General features: G+C 73.3%; 16 protein-coding genes, 2 pseudogenes and 1 riboswitch. Of the genes and pseudogenes, 2 read left to right on the forward strand and 16 right to left on the reverse strand.

From position 1 onward, the window contains the following. Positions 1–84: 84 nt before the first annotated feature. The 10 genes from OFY01_RS05320 to OFY01_RS05365 all read right to left on the reverse strand — a co-directional run bounded on the left by OFY01_RS05320 (position 85) and on the right by OFY01_RS05365 (position 9,247). On the reverse strand, positions 85–1,179 hold the full coding sequence (locus tag OFY01_RS05320) for a hemolysin family protein (RefSeq protein ID WP_266596778.1): 1,095 nt from the start codon (positions 1,177–1,179) through the stop codon (positions 85–87). Further along, positions 1,176–2,564, reverse strand: a complete 1,389-nt coding sequence (locus OFY01_RS05325) for a hemolysin family protein (RefSeq protein ID WP_266596780.1) — start codon at positions 2,562–2,564, stop codon at positions 1,176–1,178. The genes OFY01_RS05320 and OFY01_RS05325 overlap by 4 nt, the downstream gene beginning before the upstream one ends. A 242-nt stretch (positions 2,565–2,806) precedes the next feature. After that, positions 2,807–3,262 (reverse strand): PH domain-containing protein, encoded by a 456-nt coding sequence (locus OFY01_RS05330; RefSeq protein WP_266596782.1) that lies wholly within the window; start codon positions 3,260–3,262, stop codon positions 2,807–2,809. Between the two features lie 10 nt (positions 3,263–3,272). Next, a complete protein-coding gene (gene hisG, locus OFY01_RS05335) occupies positions 3,273–4,130 on the reverse strand; it encodes an ATP phosphoribosyltransferase (protein ID WP_266596784.1) in 858 nt (285 codons plus the stop codon). Between the two features lie 60 nt (positions 4,131–4,190). Next, entirely contained in the window at positions 4,191–4,463 is a 273-nt protein-coding gene (locus OFY01_RS05340; protein WP_266596786.1) for a phosphoribosyl-ATP diphosphatase, read from the reverse strand. 13 nt (positions 4,464–4,476) lie between these two features. Beyond that, positions 4,477–4,983 (reverse strand): 6,7-dimethyl-8-ribityllumazine synthase, encoded by a 507-nt coding sequence (ribH, locus tag OFY01_RS05345; protein WP_266596788.1) that lies wholly within the window; start codon positions 4,981–4,983, stop codon positions 4,477–4,479. Positions 4,984–5,029: 46 nt separating this feature from the next. After that, positions 5,030–6,316, reverse strand: a complete 1,287-nt coding sequence (locus OFY01_RS05350; protein ID WP_266596790.1) for a bifunctional 3,4-dihydroxy-2-butanone-4-phosphate synthase/GTP cyclohydrolase II — start codon at positions 6,314–6,316, stop codon at positions 5,030–5,032. Then, complete coding sequence (locus OFY01_RS05355; RefSeq protein WP_266596792.1) at positions 6,313–6,963, reverse strand: nicotinamide mononucleotide transporter family protein; 651 nt, start codon at positions 6,961–6,963, stop codon at positions 6,313–6,315. The genes OFY01_RS05350 and OFY01_RS05355 overlap by 4 nt, the downstream gene beginning before the upstream one ends. Continuing rightward, the gene (locus OFY01_RS05360) at positions 6,960–7,667 is read right to left on the reverse strand and encodes a riboflavin synthase (protein WP_266596794.1); all 708 of its coding nucleotides are present in this window, start codon (positions 7,665–7,667) and stop codon (positions 6,960–6,962) included. Before OFY01_RS05360 ends, OFY01_RS05355 begins: the two co-directional genes overlap by 4 nt. 163 nt (positions 7,668–7,830) lie before the next feature. Next, a riboswitch (FMN riboswitch) is annotated at positions 7,831–7,961 on the reverse strand. 122 nt (positions 7,962–8,083) lie between these two features. Beyond that, positions 8,084–9,247: an ROK family transcriptional regulator gene (locus OFY01_RS05365; protein ID WP_266596796.1), complete on the reverse strand. Its 1,164-nt coding sequence runs from the start codon at positions 9,245–9,247 to the stop codon at positions 8,084–8,086. A gap of 116 nt (positions 9,248–9,363) precedes the next feature. Between OFY01_RS05365 and OFY01_RS05370 the strand changes: the two genes are divergently transcribed. Beyond that, entirely contained in the window at positions 9,364–10,581 is a 1,218-nt protein-coding gene (locus tag OFY01_RS05370) for an MFS transporter (protein ID WP_266596798.1), read from the forward strand. 179 nt (positions 10,582–10,760) lie between these two features. On the opposite strand, the gene OFY01_RS05375 is transcribed toward OFY01_RS05370, so the two are convergent. The 3 genes and pseudogenes from OFY01_RS05375 to OFY01_RS05385 form a co-directional block, all read right to left on the reverse strand. Continuing rightward, positions 10,761–11,201 (reverse strand): hypothetical protein, encoded by a 441-nt coding sequence (locus OFY01_RS05375; RefSeq protein WP_266596799.1) that lies wholly within the window; start codon positions 11,199–11,201, stop codon positions 10,761–10,763. A gap of 138 nt (positions 11,202–11,339) precedes the next feature. After that, positions 11,340–11,693 (reverse strand): annotated as a pseudogene (locus OFY01_RS05380) (DUF2867 domain-containing protein); the annotation flags it as partial. Between the two features lie 290 nt (positions 11,694–11,983). Then, entirely contained in the window at positions 11,984–12,688 is a 705-nt protein-coding gene (locus OFY01_RS05385) for an alpha/beta hydrolase (RefSeq protein ID WP_266596803.1), read from the reverse strand. 753 nt (positions 12,689–13,441) lie between these two features. Between OFY01_RS05385 and OFY01_RS05390 the strand changes: the two genes are divergently transcribed. Further along, on the forward strand, positions 13,442–14,158 hold the full coding sequence (locus OFY01_RS05390; RefSeq protein ID WP_266596805.1) for a DUF5995 family protein: 717 nt from the start codon (positions 13,442–13,444) through the stop codon (positions 14,156–14,158). A gap of 30 nt (positions 14,159–14,188) precedes the next feature. Here OFY01_RS05390 and OFY01_RS05395 read toward each other — a convergent pair whose 3' ends face one another. From OFY01_RS05395 to OFY01_RS05405, 3 genes and pseudogenes are all read right to left on the reverse strand, one after another. Continuing rightward, positions 14,189–15,892 carry a flavin monoamine oxidase family protein gene (locus tag OFY01_RS05395; protein ID WP_266596807.1) on the reverse strand — a complete coding sequence of 568 codons (1,704 nt, stop codon included), beginning with the start codon at positions 15,890–15,892 and terminating at the stop codon, positions 14,189–14,191. Between the two features lie 64 nt (positions 15,893–15,956). Then, complete coding sequence (locus tag OFY01_RS05400; RefSeq protein WP_266596809.1) at positions 15,957–16,763, reverse strand: carbon-nitrogen hydrolase family protein; 807 nt, start codon at positions 16,761–16,763, stop codon at positions 15,957–15,959. 174 nt (positions 16,764–16,937) lie between these two features. Then, positions 16,938–17,309: pseudogene (locus OFY01_RS05405) on the reverse strand (HAD family hydrolase); the annotation flags it as partial.

A 17,309-nucleotide genomic window follows, 5' to 3' on the forward strand; every position in this document is an offset into this window, starting at 1 on the left:
GGCGACCCTCCGCCTTGCGATCGCACGCACCAGACGCCGCCGGGCCCGCCCTCCGGGCGGACGACGCCACTTTCGAAGCACGCCCTAGGCGCCCTTGGGGGCCGAAGTCAGCGCCCCCGTGCGCCGCCTGGCCTCCGGGACCTGGGCGTCGTCCCTGTGGGCCGGGTCCCTCACCTCCCCGACCAGGAGTTCCAGTACGTCCTCCAGGGCCACCAGGCCCAGCACGCGGCCCGCTGCGTCCGACACCTGGGCCAGGTGGGTCGCGGCCCGGCGCATCACCGTGAGGGCGTCGTCCAGGGGCAGTTCGGCGCGCAGCGTCGTCATGGGCCGCCAGATCCGCTGCGGCACGGCGCGGTCCAGGTCCGGGCCCTCGATCAGGTCCAGGACGTCCTTGACGTGCAGGTAGCCCATGAAGGCGCCGCCCTCGGCGCAGACCGGGAAGCGGGAGTATCCGGTGCGGGCCGTGAGCGCCATGATCTCGGCCGGGGTGACGGAGGGGCCCACGGTGACCAGGGCCGCCGCGTCGAGCAGGACGTCCGTGACGGGGCGCGAGCCCAGTTCGAGGGCGTCCTCCAGCCGTTCCTGCTCCTCCGGGTCGAGCAGACCCGCCTGTCCGGCGTCCTCGACCAGGCGGCCCAGCTGCACGCTGGTGAAGGCCGCCTCGACCTCGTCCTTCGGTTCGACGCGGAAGAGCCTGAGCACGGCACGGGCGCAGGCGCCCAGCGTGACGGTGACCGGCTTGCACAGGCGGGCGAAGGCGACGAGTCCGGGGCTGAGCCACAGTGCCGTCTTCTCCGGCGCGGCCATGGACAGGTTCTTCGGGACCATCTCGCCGATGACGAGGTGCAGGAAAGCCACCAGGACGAGCGCGATCACGTACCCCAGCGGGTGAACGGCGCCCTGCGGGAGGTGGACCGCCTCGAAGACGGGTTCCATGAGCCGGGCCACCGTCGGCTCGGCGACCGCGCCGAGGGTCAGCGAGCAGACGGTGATGCCGAACTGGGCCGCCGCCATCATCTGCGGCAGGTGTTCGAGACCGTACAGGACCTGACGGGCCCGGTTGCCGTCCAGCGGTTCGATCTGGCTGCGCCGCACGGAGACGAGCGCGAACTCGGCGCCGACGAAGAAGCCGTTGACGAGGACGAGCAGGGCGGCGAAGAGGAGTTGCAGGGCGCTCATCGGGCCGCCTCCAAGGACCCCTTGGACGCCTGGGGCTCCAGGGCCGCCTTGGGCGCGTTTGCCGGCGTGCGCGGCGCCGCGGCCGCCGTCCTGACGAGTCGGACCCGCTCGGCCCGGTAGTGGCCGACCTGGCGGACCGCGAGCCGCCACCCGGGCAGCTCGGCGCGGTCGCCGGGCGCCGGGATGCGGCCCAGCAGGTCGGCGACGAGCCCGGCCACCGTCTCGTACGGGCCTTCGGGCACGTCGAGGCCGATGCGGCGCAGGGTGTCGACGCGGCAGCTGCCGTCGGCGTCCCAGGCGGGCCGTCCGTCCTCCGGCGGGGCCGGCGCCAGGTCGGGCAGGTCGAGCCGGTCGTGCTCGTCGCGCACCTCGCCGACGAGTTCCTCCACGATGTCCTCAAGGGTGACCACGCCCGCCGTGCCGCCGTACTCGTCGACGACGACGGCTATCGGCTGCTCGCTGCGCAGCCGTGCCAGCAGCGGCCGCACGGGCAGTGTCTCGGGGACCAGGAGGGGGCTCTGAGCGATGCGGGCGACCGGGGTGCGCAGCCGTTCGACGGCGCTCAGCGCCAGGGCGTCCTTGAGGTGGACCATGCCGACGACCTCGTCGATCCGCTCCCGGTAGACGGGGAAGCGGGACAGGCCGGTGGCGCGGGTCAGGTTGACGACGTCCTCGGCGGTGGCGGATGCCTGCAGCGCGCTGACCCGCACGCGGGGCGTCATCACGTGCTGGGCGGTCAGGTCGCCGAGCGAGAGGGTGCGCACGAACAGGTCGGCCGTGTCCTGTTCGAGGGCGCCGGCCTGCGCGGAGTGGCGGGCGAGCGAGACGAGTTCGCCGGGGGTGCGGGCCGAGGCCAGCTCGTCGGCGGGTTCGACGCCGAGCGCGCGCACGAGCCGGTTGGCGACCGTGTTCAGCAGGGCGATGACCGGGCGGAGCAGCCGGGTGAAGACGGCCTGCGGTCCGGCGACGAACCGGGCCACCTGGAGCGGGCGGGAGACCGCCCAGCTCTTCGGGACGAGCTCGCCGATCACCATCTGGGCGGCGGAGGCGAGCAGCATGCCGAGGACCGCGCCGATGCCGCCGACCGCGCCGCCGGGCAGGCCGACGGCGGTGAGCGGGGGGCGCAGCAGTTCGGCGAGGGCCGGTTCGGCGAGCATGCCGACGACCAGGGAGGTGAGGGTGATGCCGAGCTGGGTGCCGGAGAGCTGGAAGGAGAGCTGCTTGAGGGCGGCGACCACGGTGCGGGCCCGCTTGTCGCCCGCGTCGGCGGCCTGTTCGGCATCGGGTCGCTCGACGGTGACGAGGCCGAACTCGGCGGCGACGAAGAACCCGTTGGCGAGGATGAGGGCGAAGGCCACCGCGAGCAGCAGCAAAGAGGTGGTCATGCCGCCGCCTCCACGGACCGGCGCGTGTGCGGCGCGCTATGTCGGGAGGGGGCGGCGCAGGTACTGCAGGACGATCCGTCCATCGCTGGAGGGGGTCACTCCTCGGTGAGCAGGAGCCCCCGGCCGCCCGTCGGGGCGGGGCGGGGGCGGGGCGGCACACGGCGCACGCCCCGCCACCAGACTAATCAACACCGTGCCATGAGCGGCAGGTCCGGTGGCGGCCGGTCAGGCCCTGTGACCGGTCAGTCCTTGCGGCCGGCGTGGGCGGCGTCGGCCAGGGCGCGCAGCGCCCCGGCGTCACGGATGGCGCTCTGCTTGGCGATGCCGGGCTGGATGCCCATGGCGGCCAGGCTGGTGCCGTCGGTGAGGTCGAGGAACACCCACGGGTCGCCGGGGCGGAGGTTGACCTGGACGATCTCGGCCCATGTGAGGCGGCGGCTGCGCGCCACGTTGACGACCGTGACGCCCTGCTCGTCGGCGACGATCTTGGGCCGGGCGAGCAGTCCAAGAGCCCCCCAGAAGACGGCCGCGGTGAACAGGAAGCTGATCCGTTCCCCCGCGGTCATCGTGTCCAGGAGCAGGGCGACGACGGTGATGGCCACGAACGACGCGGCGCCGAGCACGTGCAGGATCGCGCGGGTCAGGCTCGGGCGGAAGGTGACGGGGAGGGCGGGGGCGGCGGCGGTGGTGTCCGGCATGGTGTGTGTCCTACAGGCGGCAGGCGTGGATGGCCGTGGTGAGGATGGCCCGCGCGCCGAGGGCGTACAGGTCGTCCATGATGCGCTGCGCGCCCTTGGCGGGAACCATGGCGCGCACGGCGACCCAGCCCTCGTTGTGCAGCGGTGAGACGGTCGGCGATTCCAGGCCCGGGGTGAGGGCGACCGCCTTCTCCAGGTGTTCGGCGCGGCAGTCGTAGTCCATCATCACGTACGTCCGGGCGACGAGGACGCCCTGAAGGCGGCGCAGGAACTGCTCCACCTTGGGGTCGGCGGCCTCGTCCGGGGACGGTCCGGTGCGGCGGATGACGCAGGCCTCGGACTTCATGATCGGCTCGCCGAAGACCTCGAGTCCGGCGTTGCGCAGCGAGGTGCCGGTCTCGACGACGTCGGCGATGGCCTCGGCGACGCCGAGTTCGATGGCGGTCTCCACGGCGCCGTCGAGGTGGACGACGGATGCCTGTACCTCGTGGTCGGCGAGGTACTTGGCGACGATGCCCTCGTAGCTGGTGGCGATGGTCTTCCCGGCGAGGTCGGCGACGCTCTTGACGGCGCCGGGGCGGGAGGCGAAACGGAACGTGGAGCGGGCGAAGCCGAGCGGCAGGATCGGCTCGGCGTTCGCGCCGGAGTCGATCAGCAGGTCCTGCCCGGTGATGCCGATGTCGAGCTTGCCGGAGGACACGTAGATCGCGATGTCCTTGGGGCGCAGGTAGAAGAACTCGACCTCGTTGTCCGGGTCGACGGTGACGAGTTCCTTGGACTCCTTGCGCTGCCGGTATCCGGCCTCATGCAGCATCTCCGACGCAGGTCCTGACAGTGAACCCTTGTTGGGGACGGCGATGCGCAGCATGAGGTCGGATTCCTTTGCGTTCAGGGAGTTGTCGGCTCGGGTGAGTGGGCGCGGCGCGGCTCAGAGGTGCGCGTACACGTCGTCGAGGGAGATGCCGCGGGCGACCATCATCACCTGGACGTGGTAGAGGAGCTGCGAGATCTCCTCGGCGGTGGCCTCGTCACCCTCGTGCTCGGCCGCCATCCAGACTTCGGCGGCCTCCTCCACGACCTTCTTGCCGATGGCGTGGACGCCCTTGGCGACCAGTTCGGCGGTGCGGGAGGTGGCCGGGTCGCCGGTGGCGGCCTTCTGCTGGAGCTCGGCGAAGAGCTCCTCGAAAGTCTTCTTGGACATGGTGGCGCCTACTTTACGCGTCCGTGCCGGGCTGCTGACGCCAGGGCTCGGCGACGGTACGCAGCGTGGCCGCGGTGGCGACGGCGGCGGTCACGGCCTCGTGGCCCTTGTCCTCGCTGGACCCGTCGAGACCCGCGCGGTCGAGGGCCTGCTCCTCGGTGTCGCAGGTCAGCACGCCGAAGCCGACGGGGACGCCGGTGTCCACGCAGACGCGGGTGAGGCCCTCGGTGACGCCCTGGCACACGTAGTCGAAGTGCGGGGTGCCGCCGCGGATGACGACGCCGAGCGCGACCACGGCGTCGTAGCCGCGGTCGGCGAGGACCTTGGCGACGACGGGCAGCTCGAAGCTGCCGGGGACGCGCAGCACGGTCGGCTCGCTGATGCCGAGTTCGGTCAGGGCGCGCAGGGCGCCGTCGACCAGGCCGTTCATGACCTTCTCGTGCCACTGGGCGGCCACGACGGCCACGCGCAGGTCGCCGCAGTTCTTCACGCTCAGTTCGGGTGCGCCCTTGCCGCTCACGCGCTTCTCCTCGTCCGTAGGTGCAGTCAGATGGATGGTCGGGTTGCTACTGGTTGTTGCAGGCGGACGTCCGGGGGGCGTCCAGCCACGGCAGGTCGTGGCCCATCCGGTCGCGCTTGGTGCGCAGGTACCGCAGATTGTGCTCGCCCGCCGTGATCGGCATGGGCACCCGGTCGGTCACCTCGATGCCGTGCCGGGTCAGGGCGTCGGTCTTCTCGGGATTGTTGGTGAGCAGCCGCACGGCGCGCACGCCGAGGTCGGTGAGGATCTGCGCGCCCGCGGCGTAGTCGCGCGCGTCGGCGGGCAGGCCCAGTTCGAGGTTGGCGTCGAGGGTGTCGCGGCCCCTCTCCTGCAGCTCGTAGGCGCGCAGCTTCGACATGAGGCCGATGCCTCGGCCCTCGTGGCCGCGCAGGTAGACGACGACGCCTCGGCCCTCGGAGACGACGCGGCGCATGGACTCCTCCAGCTGGGGGCCGCAGTCGCAGCGCAGCGAGTGGAAGATGTCGCCGGTGAGGCACTCGGAGTGGACGCGGACGACGACGTCGTCGCCGTCGCCGATCTCGCCGTGGACCAGGGCCACGTGTTCGACGCCGTCGGCCGTGGAACGGTACCCGTACGCCGTGAACTCGCCGAAGGCGGTGGGCAGTCGGACGGTGGCCTCGCGCTTGACCGTGGGCTCGCTGTCGCGGCGGTAGGCGATCAGGTCCTCGATGGAGATGATCGTCAGGCCGTGCTTGCGGGCGAACGGGACGAGCTCGGGCAGCCGCAGCATGACCCCGTCCTCACCGGCGATCTCCACGATGGCGCCGGCCGGGCGCAGGCCCGCGAGCCGGGCCAGGTCGACGGCGGCCTCGGTGTGGCCGTTGCGGGCGAGGACGCCGCCGGGCTTGGCGCGCAGCGGGAAGACGTGGCCGGGGCGGACGAAGTCGCCCGCCTGCGCGGTGCCGGAGGCGAGGAGCTGGAGGGTGGTGGCGCGGTCGGCGGCGGAGATGCCGGTGGTGACGCCGTGGGCGCCACCGGCGTCGACGGAGACGGTGAACGCGGTCTGCATCGACTCGGTGTTGCGGGCGACCATCTGCGGCAGTTCGAGCCGGTCGAGCTCGTCGCCCTCCATGGGCGCGCAGATCAGGCCGCGGCACTCGCTCATCATGAAGGCGACGATCTCGGGGGTGGCCTTCTCGGCGGCGACGATCAGGTCGCCCTCGTTCTCCCGGTCCTCGTCGTCGACGACCACGACGGGGCGCCCGGCGGCGATGTCGGCGATGGCCTGCTCGACCGGGTCGAGGGTGAGGGCCGTGTCGTCGACCTCGTACAGCAGGGGTGCCGTGCTCATGCGTGGGCTCCTTCCAGGGCCGGGGCGGGGGCCGTGGCGGCGCGGGAGCGCAGCCACCAGTCGCGCATGCCCCACAGGACGAGCGCGCCGTAGATGACGTAGACGAAGCCGGAGAAGGCGAAGCCGTTCGCGAAGTTGAGCGGGACGCCGACGGCGTCGACGAGCAGCCAGGCGAACCAGAACTCGACCATGCCGCGCGCCTGGGCGTACATGGCGACGATCGTGCCGACGAAGATGTACGCGTCCGGCCACGGGTCCCACGACAGCGTCGGGAACGCGGTGAACAGCCCAGCGACGGCGAGGGTGCCGACGGCCGCCACGGCGGCGAGGACGCCGCGCTCGCGCCAGGTGGCGAACCGGACGGCGACCGAGCCGTCCTGCGCCTGGCCCTTGCCGCGGTTCCACTGCCACCAGCCGAACAGGGCGACGAGGATGACGACGAGCTGCTTGCCCGCGCTGCCCGACAGGTGGGCGGTGGCGAAGGCGGCGAGCAGGATCGCGCCGGACAGGAGCTGGGCGGGCCAGGTCCATATGGAGCGGCGCCAGCCGAGCGCGAGGGCGATCAGGCCGATCACGTTGCCGCTCATGTCCGACCAGCGGATGTGCTGGCCGAAGAGGGTGAATGCCTCGGAGTTGAGCCAGTTCACTTGGTCTCCCCCGGCTCTCCGGTCTTCACGGTCTGCCTGGTCTGCCTGGTCTGCCCGGTCTGCCCGGTCTGCCCGGTCTGCCCGGTCTGCCCGGTCTGCCCGGCGGCACGCTCGCCGAACATCCGCTCGACGTACTTGGCGATGACGTCGACCTCGAGGTTGACGGGGTCGCCGGGCTGCTTGAAGCCCAGCGTGGTGAGGCCGAGGGTGGTGGGGATGAGGCTGACGGTGAAGTGGTCGGCGGCGGCGTCGACGACGGTCAGGCTGACGCCGTCGACGGTGATCGAGCCCTTCTCCACGACGTAGTGGGCGAGTTCGGCGGGCAGCGAGATCTTGACGATCTCCCAGTGCTCGGAGGGGGTCCGCTCGACGATGGTGCCGGTCCCGTCGACGTGGCCCTGGACGATGTGGCCGCCGAAGCGTCCGTCCGCGGCCATCGGGCGTTCGAGGTTGACGCGGGAGCCCGCGGTGAGCGCGCCGAGGCTGGAGCGCTTGAGGGTCTCGGCCATGACGTCGGCGGTGAAGGTGTCGCCCTCACGCTCGACGACGGTGAGGCAGACGCCGTTGACGGCGATGGAGTCGCCGTGCTGTGCGCCGTCGGTGACGACGGGGCCGCGGACGCGGAAGCGGGATGCCTCGACCGGGCGGCCGAGCGTCTCGACGGCGGCGATCTCGCCCAGTTCTTCGACGATTCCGGTGAACACTTCCCGGGTCCTCCCTCTTCGGGCCTGGACTCCGGGGCGCTGTCGTACGACGACGACAGAACGTGCGGACCGCGACACCGGGGGCGACGCCGACGACGAGGTCCACCCACCTGCGGTGGGCGGCACCTGAAGAGCCGGCGGCGCGCACACGGGTGCTCGCCCGCCGCGCACTGCCTCCCATCCGGACTTTAACCGTCGGTCCAGGAATTTCACCTGGTCAACCGGCCACTGGACGTGACCGGGTCGCGGACTGTAACCGCCGGTTCGGACTTTCACCGACCCCGGAGTGCGCTGCTTCTGGTACACGCACAGTGTGCCACGTCCGATCGACGGGGAGACAGCCGGATGCTGTGGGGTGACTCACAGATACTCTCTGTGGCTTTCCGCCACCGCCGGGAATAGGGCCGTCGGCCGTTCTACGCGGTGAACAGGTCCTCCTGGACCGCGTCACGGGCCTTCAGGAGTGCGCCGCGCAGTACCGCTCCCCCGCCGAGCTCACCCGCCCGCACCTCGGTCCGCAGCGGGAAGAGCGCGGCGAGGCGGGCCGCGACGCCCTCGGCCAGACGGGTGCCGCCGGCCCGTCCGGTCTCCCCCGCGAGGACCACGCAGCCGGGGTCGAGCACGGCCGCCGCCGCGGCGGCTCCCAGGGCCACACGGTCCGCGAGCGCGTCCAGGAAGGGGTCCGCGCCGTCGGCGACCGCCGCGCGGACCACGTCCGCCGCGCGTTCACCCGGCTCCCCGGGCGGCGCCAGGCCGTGCGTCGCGGCGAGTTCGAGGACGGCCGACGCTCCGACGAGCGCGTGGAAGCCGCCGTCGCAGCTCTTGGCGGAGGGCAGTCTGCCGGTGCCCGGCACCGGCAGGAATCCGATCTCGCCCGCGCCGCCCGAGGCTCCCCGGCGCAGCGTCCCGTCGAGGACGACCGCGGCGCCGACGCCGATCCCCAGCCACAGCAGGACGAAGGTGTCGCGGTCTCGCGCAGCGCCGTCACGGCGCTCGGCGAGGGCGGCGAGGTTCGTCTCGTTCTCCACGATCACCCGCGCGGGCAGCCGTTCGCGCAGTTCCCCGACGAGCCGGCGGTGCCACTCGGGCAGTCCCGACGAGTCGCGCAGCTCACCGGTGGCCGGATCGATCAGGCCGGGCGCGCCGACCACCACGGTGTGCAGCGGGGCGGCGCCCGCCCTTTCGGCGGTGCGTTCGAGCAGCCCGGCCGCCCGCTCCACCGCCACGCCGGTCGACTCCGCCGCGTCGACCGGCGCCGACGCCTCGGCGACGACCGCGCCGAGGAGGTCGGCGACGACCAGCCGGACACCTTCGGTGCGCACGTCGAGCGCCGCGAGGTGGGCGCGGTCCGCGGCGATCCCGTAGAGGCGGGCGTTGGGTCCGCGCCGCCGCGCTCCGGCCTCGCCGACCACGCGGATGAGCCCGGCGGCCGTCAGCCGGTCGACGAGGTCGGCGACGGTGGGCCGGGACAGACCGGTGAGCTGCTTCAACTGCCCTGCGGTCAGCGGGCCTTCGGCCTGGAGCAGGCGCAGCGCGAGCCGGTCGTTGAGGGCTCGGGCGGTCCGGGGGGAAGCGGGCATGGCGGAATCCTACGCCGAAATTCGGTTAACTATCAGGCAGGGTTCCTGATAGTTTTCGGCGGCGGCGCGGGAGACCCCGCACGCCGTACGTCCGTGCGCGTCGGGAGGGGCCCGCGATGGGTGCAGTCGCAGCGAAGAGCCGTGAGTCGAGGCGTGCGCGGTACGCCGTGGCGGCCGTGTTCTGTGTGCACGGCTCGGTCACCGGCTCGTTCGCCACCCGCGTGCCCTGGATCCAGGAGCACGCGGGGCTCGGCGCGGGACAACTGGGCCTGGCCCTCGCCTTTCCCGCGATCGGCGCCTCGGCGGCGATGCCGCTCTCGGGCCGGGTGAGCCACCGCTACGGCACCCGTCGAGCGCTGCGCGGACTGCTCGCCCTGTGGACACTCGCGCTGGTCCTGCCCTCGCTGGCGCCGAACCTGTTCACGCTCTGCGGGGCGCTGTTCGTCTACGGGGCCACGGCCGGCATGTCGGACGTGGCGATGAACGCGCTGGGCGTCGAGACCGAGAACCGCCTCGACAAGTCGATCATGTCGGGTCTGCACGGCATGTGGAGCGCGGGCGCGCTGCTCGGTTCGGCGGGCGGCACGCTCGCGGCGCAGCTCGGCGTGGGCGCCCGGCTGCACCACGAGGTCGCCGCCGTGGTCCTCACTGCCGCGGGGGCGCTCGCCTGCCGGTGGGTGCTCGACCTGCGGCCCGAGCACGACGAACAGCCGCCACCACGGTTCGCGCGGCCGCCCCGGTCCGCGCTGCTCATCGGTGCCGTCGGGTTCTGCGCGGTGTTCGCCGAGGGGGCGAGCCTGGACTGGTCGGCCGTGTATCTGCGGGGCGAGCTGGGGACGTCGGCCGGGATCGCGGCGGCGTGCACGACGGCGTTCACGCTCACCATGGCCGTGGCGCGGATCGCGGGGGACGCGGTGGTGGACCGGTACGGGGCGGTGCGGACCGTGCGGGCGGGCGGGGTGCTGGCGACGGCCGGGGCGCTGCTGGTGGTCGTGGCACCGGGGGCCGGGGCGGCGATGGCCGGGTTCGGGCTGCTCGGGCTCGGGATCGCGGTCGTCGTGCCGCTCGCGTTCGCCGCGGCCGGGCGCAGCGGGCCCCACCCGAGCCAGGCCATCGCGGGCGTCGCCACCATCACGTACACCTCGGGGCTCATCGCCCCGTCGGCGATCGGCGCGCTGGCGCACGCGACGAGCCTGGTGGTCTCGTTCGGCCTGGTGACGGTGCTCGCCTGCGGCGTCGCGGGCTTCGCCACGGTGCTGCGCGGGGGTGAGCGCGTCCGGGCCGGGGTCACCGACCCCGTCCTGACCGGCGCGGCGGACAGGACGGAGCCCTGAACGGCAGCCCCCGGCGGCGGCTCGGCACGGGCGCGGGGCCACGTCCTTGTGCCGCGCCCCTGCCGTGCCCGCTACCACGACGGTGCGACGCTCGCCCCGCGAAGGAAGGGGCGTGGGAGCCATGCGGGCCCCCGGTCGTCACGGGGCCCCGCGGGGGCGGGAGCGCCTGCCCCCGCGGGTCATGGCCCCCCGGGTGTCGCGGACCGGTCAGCCCGATGGTCCGGGGCGATCCCCGCACGCGGGCCGGCACGGCGGTCGCCCATGAGCAGCCCCGCCACGGACAGCGCCCCCCACGCGAGGGACACCGCGACCGCCGCGCGCCGCCGGTCACGGCCGGGAAGGGTGACACCCAGGAGCGCCGCGTCGCCGAAGTCAGCCGCGATCCGGACCGCCGTCGCCGTGCGCAGCGCGGGTCCGCCGCGCGGCGCGCACAGCATGGCGATCCCGGATGCCGCGTCGCGCCACGCCAGCGGACGCAGCGCGACGGCGGTGGCCGGCGCCACCCGGCCGTCGCCGTCCACCAGGCCGGAGGGCCGGGCGAGCAGTTCGGGACGGGCCGCGACGGCCAGCCCGTAGACGGCGGTGGCCGCTCCGACGGCCCGCAGGAAACTCTCACGCATGGACTGCCTCCTCGTGTCGTGCCCTCCCGTCGCCGCGCGCGTCACTCTCGGCGGCGGCCCCGCACACCTGCCGCACGTGTGCCGTGTGCCGTGTGCCGCGGCTGGTGGCCGTGGACCCGGTCTCGGCTGCCGGTGCGGTCATGTCCTCGGCCTCTGCCGTACCGGGACGGGCGCGTCGGCGCGGCCGTCTCCGGGGCCGGTCGCCCCCGCGGCCGCGGCCCGCACGATGTTGCGCGCCATACCGCCGAACACCACGGCGTGGAAGGGCGAGACACTCCACCAGTACGCGTGTCCCAGCAGGCCCCTGGGACAGAACAGGGCCCGTTGCCGGTAGTGGGTGCGACCGGCCTCGTCCCGGTCCACGCGCATCTCCAGCCAGGCCAGGCCGGGCAGCCGCATCTCGGCGCGCAGCCGCAGCAGCCGTTTCGGTTCGAGCGCCTCGACACGCCAGAAGTCGAGGGAGTCCCCCACCCGCAGGCGGTGGGGGTCGCGGTCGGGATACGTGTCCGGGCTGCCCGCGTGCGGGGGCGGGCGCCCTGTGCCGCACGGTGCCGCCGCAGGGCGATCCCGCCGAAGGCCGCCGCGACGGCCGGACGGGCGCCGGTGGGGCTCCGACGGTGCGACGGCTGCGGGGGCGGTGGCTCTCATGCTTCACCTCATCGGGCGGGTCGGCGACGGAACGTGGTGTCCTCGCGTGCGTGATGCGAAGCCGCGGCTCGCGCGGACCGGTCCGGTCTCGCGTCGTGCCCCGTTTCGGCGGCGGACGGGGGCGTCGGCCTCGATCAGGTCCCGGTCGCCGAATCGCTCGGCCTGGCGGCGCACGTCAGCACCAGACCGTCGACGACCAGGGCGGTGGCGAGGCGGTGCCAGGCGCGGGCGCGGCGCACCATGGCGTGGCCGCCACCGCGCACCGGCACCGTCCAGACGACGGCGCCGGCCGCTTCGGCGCGCGCGGCGAACCGCCACGACGCCTCGGCTTCGGTGACCCGGTCCCGGTCCCCGTGCACGAGGGCGACGAGCCGACCGCCCAGGTGTGCCACCGGCTCCCGCGGCGGACACCAGGGGGCGAGCGCCACCACGCTCCGGACGCAGGGATGCCCGGCCACGGCGAGCGCGGCGCGGCCGCCCATCGAGTGCCCGACCAGGACGACGGGGACCTCTCCCACCCGGCTGACCAGCTCCGTCACCGCCTCACGGGCGTCCTGGGCGGCATCCGCCCGGTCGCCGTTCCACCCTCGGTGGCGGTAGCGCACCTCTCCCACGCACACCCGCTGTCCGGCCGTCGCGCGGGTGAGCGCGCGGGTGAACGGCCGCATCCGCGCGGCGGCCAGGCTCCAGGGTGACGGCGCCTCCATGCCCTGCGCCCTCCCGCCGTGCAGCACCAGCACGGCCGCCCGCGCGTCCGGCACAGTTCGGCGCAGCACCAGGGGTGATCTCTTCCCCACCGCGTACACGTGTATCCGCTCCTCGTCGTCGTCCGACCCCATCCGTTTTCCCACCCCATACGTGATTCGGACCCCGAGCGCCTCCGGATGGGTCCCGGCTCACACGGAACTGTCGGCGGTCCGGTCGCACCCGGTGGTTCCGCCGTCCAGGCGCGGGCCTCACGGGCGCCGAACCCCGGGCAGAGCCCGAACAGCGGCGCGGAACCGGCAGCCGCCGTGTACGCGGCCGTCCCGTGGACACGGGTGGCCGCCATGACGCCGCTGTCCTCCGCGGGCGCCGACGGCCTCGCCCTGCCCGGCGTTCCAGGCGATCAGCGTCACCAGGGCCGCGGCAGGGCGACGAGGATCGCCCTGCCTGGTCCGCCGAGTGGGCGCCGAGTGGATCACGTCGGCGGTGCGGTCAAGCACCCAGGAAGGCACGTGTCCGAAGAGCAGCCCGAGAAGATCGCGACGCGCGACCGGCATCCACGCGGCACGACGAGGGCGGCGGCAGCACCGCGTGGATCGCGCGGACACCGAGAAAGTGGATCGCGCGGACACCAGAAAACGGATCGCGCGACACCGCGGCCCGTACCGGAGGCCATCAGAGCCCGGCCCGGGTCGAGCCCCGTCCAGACGGGCACCGCGAAACACACGCCGATCATCGCGACCCCGTGTCGGCGCCGAACCCGACCGTGCGAGGCCGGCTCGGCCGTTGCGGCGTCGCCTCACGACCTCCCCGGACGGTTCGCTCGTTCTGGGGAAGCGACGGGCCCGCCGACGCGCGTGACGCGCCGCGGCTGGGACGCTTCGTCCATGGCGTACTCGGAACGGATCGCACAGGCCCAGGCCCCCACCCCCGCGGCCGGGCCCGGGGTCGACTCGGTGATCGCGAGGATGCGTGCGCTGGCCGCGCAGCTTCCGCCGCGCGACGGCGTCGCGGTCTTCAACCGGGTCTACCTCTCCGTGACGCGGGAGGTCGACCGGCGGATCGACGCGGGCGCGTTCCCCGACGCGGCGTCCGCGGTCGCCCTCGACGTCCGGTTCGCCGAGTTCTACCTGTCGGCCGTCGAGACGGCGGCGCACGGCGGGCGTCCGGCCGCGTGCTGGCGGCCGCTGCTCCAGTTCCGCCGCCACCCCGGCGTGCATCCGCTGCAGTTCGCACTGGCGGGGATCAATGCCCACATCGGCCACGACCTCGCGCTCGCCGTCGTGGCGGCGTGCCGGAGCCTCGGCTGCGAACCGGCGGATCTGGAGGACGAGTTCGACGACGTCGGCGATCTCCTCGTCACGCTGGAGGAACGCATCCGCGAGGAGTTGATGCCGGGCCCCGATCTTCTCCAGGTCGCCGACCCGCTCACTCACCTGCTCGGCTCGTGGAGCCTGGAACGGGCCCGCGACGCCGCGTGGGCGACGGCCCGCGCGCTGTGGGCGCTGCGCGGGCTGCCCGCCGTCGCCAACGAGTTGACGCGGCGCTTGGACACGTCGGTCGGCCTGGTGGGCCGCATGCTGCTCACGCCACTGCCGGGCTGACGTGGCGGGGCGCCGTGCCCCTGACCGGGATCAGTCCTCCGGCAGTTCGACCGGGGCGAGTTCCTCGAACAGGTCGCCGGGGCCCGGGTTGGCCGCGTCCGTGCCGCCGCCCAGGTGGTGCATGACGCCCCATACGGCGTTGAGCGCGGTCTGGACGGCGCCCTCGGCCCAGCCCGCCGTCCAGGAGATGTCGTCCCCGGCGAGGAAGAGGCCCCGCTTGTCGGCGGGCAGCATCTCCTGCATGAAGTGCGTGAACAGGCGGCGCTGGTAGCGGTAGTGGCCGGGCAGGTTGGCCTTGAACGCGCCCATGAAGTACGGCTCGTTCTCCCACGACACGGTGACCGGGTTGCCGATGATGTGGCTTCGGATGTCGACGTCCGGGTAGACCTCGCCGAGCGACTTGAGCATGACCTCCATGCGCTCGTTCGCCGACAGCGGCAGCCACTTCAGGCTGTCGTCGCACCAGGTGTAGGAGAGGCAGATGACGGCGGGCTTGTCCGGACCGTCGTCGAGCAGGTACGTGCCGCGGGTCATGCGGTCGGTGAGCGTCATCGACATGGTGTCGCGGCCCGTGCGCTCGTCCTTGTCGAGCCAGAACGGCCGGTCCACGGGCACGAACAGCTTCGAGGACTCCATGTAGTGGGTGCGCTCGATCGCGGTCCAGTGGTCGATCGGGAAGAGCGAGTCGTCGCAGGCGATCTTCGAGAGCAGCATCCACGACTGGGCCGTGAAGATCGCCGCGCGGTAGGTGCGGATGTCGCCGTCGGCGTCGGTGACGGTGATGCGGTTGCCCGCGGTGCGGTGCAGGCGGGTCACGGCGGGGCGCGGCTCGCCGCTCTCGCCGTGCAGGGACTTCAGGGAGGTGCCCTGCGCCCAGTACACGATCTTGTCGGGCTCGCGCTCCCACAGGCGCAGCGGCAGCTGCTGGGAGCCGCCGACGATGCCGCGGTGGTGGTCGTCGGCCTCGGTGTAGACGACGCGCAGGATCTCCAGGATGGAGTTGGGGAAGTCGGTGTCCCAGCCGCCGGTGCCGAAACCGACCTGCCCGAAGATCTCGCGGTGCCGGAAGGAGGAGAACGCCTCCGACTCGCAGAGGAACCCGTAGAACGTCTGGTTGTCGAGCTTCTCGACGAGCTCGGCCCAGATCTCGCGGATGCGCGGCACGTCGCGCTCGCGGATGGCCCGGTTCATGTCGGAGAAGTCGGCGCCGTCCTCCAGGCACTTGTTCCACGCGTCGGCGACGTCCCGGTAGACCTGCGGCAGGTCGTCGAGGCTCTCGGCGTAGTGCGACTCGCCCTTGAGGTCGACGACGGTGGAGGGGGTCGCCTCGGCCAGCGGGTTCGGGAACGGCGAGGTCTCCAGGCCGACCAGGTCGATGTAGTGCTGGAGGGCGGTGGAGGACGGCGGGAAGCGCATGGCGCCCATCTCGGCGGTGAGCCCCTCGGTGCCCGGACCGTCGAAGCCGACCGTCCGCAGTCGCCCGCCGAGCTGGTCGGCCTCGTACACGACCGGCTTGAGCCCCATCTTCATCAGCTCGTACGCGGCGACGATGCCGGAGAGACCGCCGCCGATGACGGCGACCTCGGTGCCGTGCTCGGTCGCGGGTATCTGGCCGAGGCCCGCCGGGTGGGCGAGGAAGTCGTCGTACGCGTAGGGGAAGTCCGGCCCGAACATGGTGATCGGGGGCTGCTGCTCGTCGGCGTGCTGGACGGCGTTGGGCACCGTGGACGTCATGGGGTACGGACTCCTTGCGACTGCGTGGAACGTGAAGAAGTGAGGCGGAGGGAACGCGGCGGGGTCAGACCAGGGACCCGTAGAGGCCCGGGCGACGGTCCTGGAGATACGGGTTGGCCTCGCGGGAGGCGGCCAGCGCGACGGGGTCGGCGTCGGCGAACACCAGTTCCTCGGTGCGGCCCGCGCGGGCGCGCGCGACCCCGTCGGGACCGGCGAGCGCGGAGAGGCCGACGAACTCGAACTCGCCTTCCCTGCCGGACCTGTTGACGTACGCGACGTACATCTGGTTCTCGAAGGCGCGCGTCGGGATCATCGACTCGGCGACGAACTGGAAGGGGTGCATCTGCGCGGTCGGGACCAGCAGGAGGTCGGTGCCGGCGAGGGCGTGGGCGCGGACGTTCTCCGGGAACTCGACGTCGTAGCAGATCATGAGCCCGACGCGGAGCCCGCCGAGGTCGGCCTGGACGACCGCCTCCTGGCCCGGCGTGAAGTGGTCGCGCTCGAAGCAGCCGAAGAGGTGGGTCTTGCGGTAGTTGGCGAGGCGGGTGCCGTCGGCGGAGATCAGCTGGGCCGAGTTGAAGACCGTGCCCCCGTCGTTTCCGTCCGCCCCGCCCCGTTCCGGGTAGCCGTAGGCGATGGCCAGGCCGTGGCGGGAGGCGATGTCGGCGACCGTGTCGGCCGCCTCACCGTCGGCGGGCTCGGCGAGGCGGGCGACGGCGTCGCCGATCGCGTAGCCGGTGAGGAACATCTCCGGTGTGACGAGCAGCCCCGCTCCCGCGGCGGCGGCGCGGCCGGCCGCCGCGTCGAGAACCTTGAGGTTCTCGGCGGGCGAGCCGGGGCGGCCGGAGCTCTGGAGCAGGGCTGTACGCATGCGTGATCCTCACCGGAAGAGAAGGGGGGCGGGGGCCACGTAGAACGTACGGTCGGGCCGGGCGGGCGGACAAGGCGTGGCCGTTGTGCGCCGGGGCGTTGTTCGTTGCGTGTCTGCCGCGCAGTGCGGTGATTCGTTGTGCGAGGTCGCCTCTGCCTCGGTCCCCGCCTACGGAAGCAGTCCCCGCAGGTCCCCCGGGGTCACCCCCTCAAGCGTGGAGATCACGGTCCGCAGCGGCCCCGCCTCGATGGGGGCCAGCGACGGCACCGCGAGCACCGCGCACCCGGCGGCCTCGGCGGACGCCACCCCGGTGCGGGTGTCCTCCACCGCCACGCATCCGGCCGGGTCGACGCCGAGGGCGCGGCACGCGGCCAGGTAGGGGTCGGGTTCCGGCTTCGTACGGGGTGTGTCGTCCGCCGTGACGGTCACGGCGAACCGGTGCGCGCCCAGCGCGGCGAGCACCGTGTCGGCGACGGCCCGCGGTGAGGCGGTCACCAGGGCCGTGGGCACGCCGTCCGCGCCGAGCGCGTCGAGCAGGGCGAGGGC

The sequence above is a fragment of the Streptomyces beihaiensis genome (genome assembly GCF_026274175.1).
In the GTDB taxonomy this organism is placed as follows: Bacteria; Actinomycetota; Actinomycetes; order Streptomycetales; family Streptomycetaceae; genus Streptomyces; species Streptomyces beihaiensis.